Source organism: Bacteroidales bacterium (assembly GCA_012517825.1).
Lineage (GTDB): Bacteria > Bacteroidota > Bacteroidia > Bacteroidales > JAAYUG01 > JAAYUG01.
The window spans coordinates 1-3,386 of sequence record JAAYUG010000182.1 but is presented as its reverse complement, the minus strand read 5'-3'; the positions used below and the strand labels follow the sequence as shown (position 1 = coordinate 3,386).

General features: G+C 43.7%; 4 protein-coding genes. All 4 read left to right on the top strand.

Going from position 1 to position 3,386, the window contains the following annotated elements; genetic code table 11:
* A partial coding sequence (locus GX419_12690) for a HAMP domain-containing histidine kinase (protein NLI25552.1) occupies positions 1-693 on the top strand: 693 nt, incomplete at its 5' end.
* 466 nt (positions 694-1,159) lie between these two features.
* The gene (locus GX419_12685) at positions 1,160-1,426 is read left to right on the top strand and encodes an NrdH-redoxin (protein ID NLI25551.1); all 267 of its coding nucleotides are present in this window, start codon (positions 1,160-1,162) and stop codon (positions 1,424-1,426) included.
* 78 nt (positions 1,427-1,504) lie between these two features.
* Positions 1,505-1,789, top strand: a complete 285-nt coding sequence (locus GX419_12680) for a co-chaperone GroES (protein NLI25550.1) — start codon at positions 1,505-1,507, stop codon at positions 1,787-1,789.
* A gap of 195 nt (positions 1,790-1,984) precedes the next feature.
* On the top strand, positions 1,985-3,349 hold the full coding sequence (locus tag GX419_12675; GenBank protein ID NLI25549.1) for a GIY-YIG nuclease family protein: 1,365 nt from the start codon (positions 1,985-1,987) through the stop codon (positions 3,347-3,349).
* Positions 3,350-3,386: the final 37 nt, after the last annotated feature.

Here is a 3,386-nt window from a genome sequence, read left to right as displayed (position 1 = left end):
GATCATCTGAAATCAGCATTCCTGGCAAACATTTCTCACGAAATTCGTACACCCCTGAACGCCATTCTGGGATTTTCCTCCCTTTTACTGAAAGAAAACAGGAATGACCCCCACAATTTTTCTTACTTGACGATAATCAGAAAAGCAGGCGACAATCTTTTATCCCTGATTGATAAGATTATACTGGTAGCAAAGATTGAAACCAACCAGGTTGAAATCTTTCCTCAAAGTTTTCATGTAGCGACCTTATTCAGACAGCTTGCGGCTGAAATCAGAAACAAATTCTCAGAAAAGGAGATGCAGCTGATTTTCGTTCCCCCGGAAGAACAGCAGGATGGTTTGATGATACATACCGACAGGGAATTGCTTCGCATCATTCTCACAAAACTTCTTGAAAATGCCTGCCGCTTTTCAGAAAGGATACAAGTTCGTTGCACAGCAGGTTTACCATCTGACAAAATGATTCTGTTTCAGATTGAGGATAATGGAGTTGGCATTTCCACTGAAAAACAAAAGTTTCTTTTTAATCGTTTCTACAAAATGGAATCCAACGACAGATTCCACCAAGGGCTGGGCCTCGGGCTGTTTATAGTCAAATCCCTCGTCGAACTGCTGCGCGGTAAGATTTCTTTTCAATCAGAACAAGGCAGGGGAACCATTTTTCAATTTACTATCCCTTCGGGGGAAATGTAGTTTCTGCTCAATTACATCAATATGTCATTTTGGCATGACACTGTTGATAGATTAAATTTCAACTTCTTTTTGAGTAAATATGTAAATATATATATAAGTGAATACAATGGTATATTTTTTGTACTTTTGCCTGAAAAATTTTTGAACCATGACAGAAGTAAATTCTTACCATCAGTTAATGGAACTGGCAGGCAGAAGCAAAAAAGCCTACCTGCTGCTTTGGAAAAGAGGTTCCGACCTCAGTGAAAGTGCTTTAAGGAATGTTTCGGAAGCATCCCGGGAACAGACCGAAGTGCAGGTTTTTACCGCTGATGTGAGCCAGGTAAGGGACATCCATCCCGCATTTGGAATAACGTCAGTTCCGGCTCTTCTTGAACTTAGTGAAGGAACCCTTACCAATGTGATAAAAGGCAGCCATGATGCGGCTTTTTACAAGGCTCTCCTGGATGATGCATTTTTCCGCATCATGCCGGCCGACGATTCCAAACCAGCAAAGAGCGTGACCGTATATACCACCCCTACCTGTTCGTGGTGCAATGCACTGAAAAGCTGGCTGAGAAAAAACCGCATTTCGTTCAGGGAAGTGGATGTATCGCGTGATGAAAGAATGGCACAGGAATTGGTAAGAAAAAGCGGACAAATGGGTGTTCCCCAAACAGAAATTGACGGACAGATTGTTGTTGGTTTTAATCAGGCCCGCCTGAAAGAACTGCTGGGAATTACCGCCCAATAATAAATTCCGGCTCACAGCAAGTTGATGAATTGATTGAAAAGCAAATTTTGTTGTTGTTAATAAATTAAATTGTTGAATATGAAAGAATTACAACCAATTAATCAAAATGTTCTGCTCGATTTGTCACAGGAGCAGGTTCAGAAAACCGCTTCAGGGATCATTATACCCGAAACCGCTCAGGAAAAGCCTATGTGGGCCAAAGTAGTATCCATGAGCAATATTGATAATGCGGAAATAAAAGTAGGCGACACGGTTCTTTTCAAAAAGTATTCGGGTACGGAAACCGAATTTGAAGGCAAAAAATACCTTTTGATTCCTTATGCCGACCTTCTGGCAAAAATTGTTGAAACGGAAGAAATCTGATCCCTTTATTCCCGCAAATAAACAGGGAACATTATCCATAAAGTCCGGGATTTCTGAATAACCGGATATCAGCCGGCTGATGCTTTGCATTAACCGGCTGATCTGTAAAATCCCTTCCGGAAATACCGTTGACCGAAGTGTTGAGATACCCTGGCTGGAATTAAAAGCTGTGTAAAATTATTCTACCTTTGCCGCATGTATGCGGTTATTGATGTTGAAACCACCGGTGGAAGCCCGGTTCATGAACGCATTACCGAAATAGCTGTCTATATTTTTGACGGGCAGAATATTATCGATGAGTTTTCTTCTCTTGTCAATCCGGAAAAGAATATTCCTTATCACATAACGCGGCTCACCGGCATCACCAATGAAATGGTGGCCGATGCACCTAAGTTTTACGAAATTGCCCGTCGCATAGTGGAAATGACAGAAGGATGCATTTTTGTTGCCCACAATGTTGCCTTTGACTATCAGTTTGTCCGGCAGGAGTTCCTTCGGTTGGGATATAAGTATGAAAGGGAAAAGCTCTGCACGGTGAAACTTAGCCGGAAGCTTTTGCCCGGCCTCAGGTCATACAGCCTGGGCGAAATATGCAGGGAAACAGGAATACAGATAAACGACCGGCATCGTGCTCCTGGTGATGCTCTGGCTACCGTCATGCTGCTTCGCCTTCTTCTTTCACGCGGTTGCAATGAAGATCTGATCAGGGAGCTGACCGATATCAGCATGAAGGGACTGCATCCTTCGTTCGACAGAAACATTTTCAGAAATCTGCCTGAAGAACCCGGTGTTTACTATTTTTTCAACGAAAGGGGAGAAGTAATTTACATCGGTAAAAGCCGGAATATCCGGCAGCGGGTAATTCGGCATTTTACGGGTACCGGACAAGCGGGAAAACTGAAGATGCGCGGAGAAATAGTTTCTGTTACCTGGGAACTGACGGGGAGTGAACTGGTGGCTCTGCTGCTCGAATCGGACGAGATCAAAAAACACAAACCGTTGTATAACAGAAAACAACGACGTGCTCTTTCGATGTATGGTATTTTTCATTACCTGAATGATGATGGGTACGTCTGCTTTTCCATCGAACGGATCCGCGATGTGAATGCTCTTCCGCTCGATACCTTCCCGTCAAAGGCGGAGGCCACGGAGGTGCTGAATGCATGGATTGACCGCTATACCCTTTGTCAGAAACTTTGCGGTGTTTACGACAGCCCCGGGGCATGTTTTCATTACGAAATCCGCGAATGCAGGGGGGCCTGCCTGGGCATCGAATCACCGGAAACATACAACCGCCGGGCAGAGCTTGTGATCCGGCAGATGCAGTACCAGCACCATAATATGTTTATTATCGACAAAGGAAGACATCCGGAAGAAAAGGCAGTGATTAAGATTGAAAACGGACGGTACGCCGGTTTCGGATTTATTGATGCCGACTGCATCAACGGCATGGAAAGTCTGCACGATTGCATCAAAGCCTATCATGACAACCACGATATACAATGGATTATTCGCTCCTATCTCCGAAAGAAAAGGGTGGAGAAAATCATTGAGTACTGAAGATTTCAGGATGCTTTGCTTCGTGTTTTATTTTCTT

Bases quoted from the DNA above. Each gene is read 5' to 3' on its own strand.
- GX419_12675 (NLI25549.1), top strand. From the start codon at position 1,985: ATGTATGCGGTTATTGATGTTGAAACCACCGGTGGAAGCCCGGTTCAT.
- GX419_12685 (NLI25551.1), top strand. From the start codon at position 1,160: ATGCCGGCCGACGATTCCAAACCAGCAAAGAGCGTGACCGTATATACC.
- GX419_12680 (NLI25550.1), top strand. From the start codon at position 1,505: ATGAAAGAATTACAACCAATTAATCAAAATGTTCTGCTCGATTTGTCA.